We start from the raw sequence: 4,016 nt of genomic DNA, 5'->3' as shown, positions 1-4,016 counted from the left end.
GCCTCGGCCGGGCGGTTNCGACGAGATTGACGGCGCCGCCGGGGCGAACGTCATCGACGCCCTCGCCGACATTTCGCCCGAATTGGGTCACCAGGTCGTCGCATGGGGGTTCGGCGAGATCTATGCCCGGCCGGGACTCGACCCGCGCGATCGGCAACTCGTGACCCTCGGCATGCTCACGGCGCTCGGCGGCTGCGAGCCGCAGCTCGAGGTCCACGTCAACGCCTCCCTGAACGTCGGGCTCACGCCGGAGCAGATCGTCGAGGCGCTGCTGCACGCGTCCGTCTACTGCGGCTTCCCGCGTGCGCTGAACGCGACGTTCGTCGCCAAGAAGGTCTTCGGCGAGCGCGGACTCCTGCCGGTCGGCTAGCGCCCGCTCTCGTTCCCCAGCGCCGCCCGCGCCAGATCGAGCGCGTCCGCCGGCGCGACGCCGAGGTCGCCCATCGCGCGGGCGAATGCGGCCGCGGCGTCGGCGGCACGGGCGCGCGTGGCATCCGTCCCCGCCGAGACGAACGTTCCTGCGCGGCCGCGGGTCTCGACGAAACGCGCCTCTTCGAGCTCTTTGTAGACGCGCGCGACGGTGTTCGCGGCGAGGCCGAGGTCGGTTGCGAGCGTACGCACCGGGGGCAGCCGCGTCCCGGTCGGCAGCTCGCCGCTGTCGATCAGCGCGATGATCCGCGCGCGCACCTGCGCGAACGGCGGTGTGGCGGAGGCGGCGTCGACGCGGATGTCCATGGTGCCGCCACCGTACCAACCGTCGGCGCGTGGGAAACGACAAGGGGGCCTGGATGCCATGGCATCCGGGCCCCCTTCCGAGACTTACGCGGTCGCGTCCTCGCGCTTGGGCAGCACCCAACCGGGGCGCACGAAGTGGCACGTGTAGCCGTTGGGGATGCGGATCAGGTAGTCCTGGTGCTCGGGCTCGGCCTCCCAGAAGGGAGCCTCGGGCTCGATGGTCGTGACGACCTTCGCGGGCCAGATGCCCGACGCGTCGACGTCGGCGATGGTGTCGCGCGCGACCCGCTCCTGCTCCGGGGAGAGCGGGAAGATCGCGGACCGGTAGCTCGTGCCGATGTCGTTGCCCTGACGGTTCAGGGTCGACGGGTCGTGGATCTGGAAGAAGAACGCCAGGATGTCGCGGTACGACGTCTTGGTGGGGTCGAACACGATCTCGACGGCCTCGGCGTGACCGGGGTGGTTGCGGTAGGTCGCGTGATCGTTCGATCCGCCGGTGTAGCCGACGCGCGTGTCGAGCACGCCGGGCTGGCGACGGATGAGGTCCTCGACGCCCCAGAAGCAGCCGCCCGCGAGGACGGCGGTCTCGGTGCCGGGACGGCGGGTGATCTCGCCGGAGTCGGTGGGTCCGCTGGTCATGGTGTTGCTCCTTTTGCGGTTACGGAAGGGGAAGAGGTTCATGAGGCTCGGGTCTCGCGGAACAGGGACAGGAAGTCGCCGTAGCCCTGCTCCTCGAGCTCCGCCACGGGCACGAACCGCAGCGCCGCCGAGTTCATGCAGTATCTCAGCCCACCGGCCTGGCGGGGGCCGTCGTCGAAGACGTGGCCGAGGTGGCTGTCGGCACCGCTGGAACGCACCTCGGTGCGCTTCATCCACAGCGTCCGGTCGGTCTTCTCCACGACGGCGGTGGCGTCGATGGGCTTGGTGAAACTCGGCCAGCCCGACCCGCTGTCGAACTTGTCGGTCGAGGAGAACAGCGGCTGCCCCGACACGACGTCGACGTAGATCCCCTGCTCGTGGTTGTCCCAGTACTCGTTGCGGAACGGCGGCTCCGTCGCGTCGTCCTGCGTGACGGCGAACTGGCGGTCGGTGAGGCGCCCGAGCGCCTCCGACGTCTTGCGGTACTCCGTGGTCACGGTGTGGTCCTTTCGCCTGCGATGCCCGCTTCAGGCATCACTGAGGAGAACGCGGAGCGCTGCGGTTTTGGTCCCGTGGGGCTGGGAGCGCGCTGTGAGTTCTCGGGGGTTCCGGATGCCGAGGGCAAGCCCCGGATCCGACACAGGTGCGCTCGCTACCGTGACGTCGACCCCTCAGGAGGACCCATGCCCCGCACGATCGTGATCACCGGAGCCAGCGACGGAATCGGCGCGGCCGCGGCCCGCCAGCTGCACGAGATCGGCGAGGAGGTCGTGGTCGTGGGCCGTAACCCCAACAAGACGCGACGGGTCGCCGACGCGCTCGGGGTGCGCTCGTTCACCGCGGACTTCTCCGACCTCGCCCAGGTGCGCGAGCTCGCCGAGACGCTGCGCGCCGAGTATCCCCGCATCGACGTGCTCGCCAACAACGCCGGCGGGATCTTCGGCGACCGGAAGCTCACGGGCGACGGGTTCGAGGTCACGTTCCAGGTGAACCACCTCGCGCCGTTCCTCCTCACGAACCTGCTGCGCGAGACGCTGCTCGAGTCGCGCGCGTCGGTGATCCAGACCTCCAGCGCCGCCGCCCGCCTGTTCTCCCGCTTCGACGTCGACGACCTGCAGGGGGAGCGGCACTATTCGGCGTCGCGCGCGTACGGCAACGCGAAGCTCGCGAACGTGCTCTTCACGAAGGAACTGAACCGGCGCTTCGGCGACGCGGGACTCTCCGCCGTCGCATACCACCCGGGCGTGATCGCCTCGAGCTTCGGGTCGACCGGCAGCGGATCGTGGAAGTTCCTCTACGGCGGTCCGCTCGCCGAACGCTTCATGACCTCGACCGACGTCGGCGGCGCCCGCCTCACCTGGCTCGCGCTCGGCAAGCCCGGCGTCGACTGGCAGCCCGGCGGCTTCTACGCGAACAACAAGCCAGCGCGCACGCATCGACGCGCGGACGACCCCGCTCTGGCCCGGCTCCTGTGGGATCGCAGCGCCGAACTCGTCGGTCTCGCCCCCTGACGAGCTGTCCGTTTCCTATGGGATGACCCAGGATGCCGAATTCTTGGCGAACTCTGGGAGGGTGGCCGCCATTCTGACGACATGACCACCACCACCGTTCCCCTTCCCGTGGAGCTCCCCGCCTCGCGGCCTCGCCGCGCCCGGGTCGTGCGTCCGCGGGCTCGGCTCGGCTGGAACCTCGCCGCGACCGCGCTGATCTGGCTCTCGAGCCTCGCGGTGGTGGCTCTGTGGGTCGCAGGGGGTGGCATCCAGTCCCTTCTCGCGATGGATGCCGAGACCCTGAACACCCTCGGACGCCTGTGCGGTCTGGTGTCGGCGAACCTGCTGATGTACCAGGTGCTCCTCATGGCCCGGGTGCCGGTGTTCGAGCGCGGCTTCGGGCGGGACGGGATCACCCGGATGCACCGGCTCGTCGGGTTCTGGTCCTTCGCGCTGTTCTCCGCGCACATCGTGCTGCAGACCCTGGGCTACGCCGCGGCTGCGAGCGTGAACCCCATCGTGCAGCTGTGGGAGTTCGTCTGGGACTACCCGGGCATGCTGCTCGCCACCGCCGGGACCGGTCTCCTGCTGCTGGTCGTCGCCACATCGCTCCGCCGAGCACGTCGCAAGCTGCGGTACGAGTCGTGGCACCTCCTCCACCTCTACGGCTACCTCGGGATCGGCCTCGCCGTTCCGCACATGCTGTGGACCGGTGCGGACTTCACCGCGCACCCGCTCGCGTCGGTGTACTGGTGGGTGCTGTGGGGCGCGACGGCGGCCGCCGTCCTCGTGTTCCGCGTCGGCCTGCCGCTCGTGCGGTCGCTGCGGCACGGCCTCCGCGTCTCGGCCGTCACGCGCGACGGTGACCGTGGAGTGGCCGTGACCATGACCGGACGGGCACTGCACCGGATGCCGGTGCGCGCGGGCCAGTTCTTCGTGTGGCGGTTCCTCGACGGCCCGGGCTGGACCCGCGGGCACCCGTTCTCGCTCGCCGCCGCCCCGGACGGCGGCTCCCTCACGATCGCGGCGCGGCTCGTCGGCGACGGCACCGCGCGGCTGGCATCCGTCCGCTCCGGCACCCGTGTCCTGATCGAGGGAACGTACGGCGAGATGACGACCGACGCCCGCACCGGTCGCAAGCTGCTGCTCATC

6 protein-coding genes are annotated in these 4,016 nt (G+C 70.3%); 3 read left to right on the top strand and 3 right to left on the bottom strand.

All coding sequences use genetic code 11. The features are described 5' to 3' along the window. Positions 1–370: carboxymuconolactone decarboxylase family protein (locus tag I5G_RS21060; protein ID WP_022878338.1), on the top strand; the 370-nt coding region annotated here is incomplete at its 5' end. Here the strand turns inward: I5G_RS21060 and I5G_RS06490 are convergent. The 3 genes from I5G_RS06490 to msrB form a co-directional block, all read right to left on the bottom strand. After that, on the bottom strand, positions 367–735 hold the full coding sequence (locus I5G_RS06490; protein ID WP_022878337.1) for a GntR family transcriptional regulator: 369 nt from the start codon (positions 733–735) through the stop codon (positions 367–369). The two genes, I5G_RS21060 and I5G_RS06490, sit on opposite strands and share 4 nt — an antisense overlap. Positions 736–819: 84 nt before the next feature. Further along, a complete protein-coding gene (gene msrA, locus I5G_RS06485; protein WP_022878336.1) occupies positions 820–1,374 on the bottom strand; it encodes a peptide-methionine (S)-S-oxide reductase MsrA in 555 nt (184 codons plus the stop codon). Positions 1,375–1,412: 38 nt separating this feature from the next. Further along, positions 1,413–1,871, bottom strand: a complete 459-nt coding sequence (gene msrB / locus I5G_RS06480) for a peptide-methionine (R)-S-oxide reductase MsrB (protein WP_022878335.1) — start codon at positions 1,869–1,871, stop codon at positions 1,413–1,415. A 186-nt stretch (positions 1,872–2,057) separates the two neighbouring features. Here msrB and I5G_RS06475 point away from each other — a divergent pair, with 186 nt between their 5' ends. Further along, a complete protein-coding gene (locus I5G_RS06475; RefSeq protein ID WP_022878334.1) occupies positions 2,058–2,885 on the top strand; it encodes an SDR family NAD(P)-dependent oxidoreductase in 828 nt (275 codons plus the stop codon). Between the two features lie 81 nt (positions 2,886–2,966). Then, positions 2,967–4,016, top strand: a 1,050-nt coding sequence (locus I5G_RS06470) for a ferric reductase-like transmembrane domain-containing protein (RefSeq protein WP_022878333.1), incomplete at its 3' end; no start/stop codon positions are given.

The sequence above is a fragment of the Microbacterium sp. B19 genome (assembly GCF_000333395.1).
GTDB lineage: Bacteria > Actinomycetota > Actinomycetes > Actinomycetales > Microbacteriaceae > Microbacterium.
Note: the sequence above shows the minus strand (reverse complement) of the source record. Positions and strands in the feature narration are given on the sequence as shown.